We start from the raw sequence: 203 nt of genomic DNA, 5'->3' as shown, positions 1-203 counted from the left end.
TGCCATCTGCTGGAGTAATAAAACCAAAACCTTTACCTTCATCGAACCATTTTACTGTACCAGTCATTGAATTAGACATAGAATTTCCTTTAATTTATTTAATTTGCCATAAGGCATATGTGGTTTGTTTGGTATTTTTACTTATGGGAATTAATTAGAAGGAATTCGCAATGAAGTGGTATCAAGGATAACGCTAAACGGGA

The 203-nt window shown here is 33.5% G+C and carries 1 protein-coding gene; it reads right to left on the bottom strand.

Annotated elements, in window-relative coordinates; all coding sequences use genetic code 11:
• On the bottom strand, nucleotides 1–67 hold a 67-nt coding region (locus tag HMPREF2886_RS01215; protein ID WP_371915118.1), incomplete at its 3' end, for a cold shock domain-containing protein.
• Nucleotides 68–203: the final 136 nt, after the last annotated feature.

The sequence above is a fragment of the Pseudomonas sp. HMSC066A08 genome (assembly GCF_001813025.1).
Taxonomy (GTDB): Bacteria; Pseudomonadota; Gammaproteobacteria; order Pseudomonadales; family Pseudomonadaceae; genus Pseudomonas; species Pseudomonas aeruginosa.
Note: the sequence above shows the minus strand (reverse complement) of the source record. Positions and strands in the feature narration are given on the sequence as shown.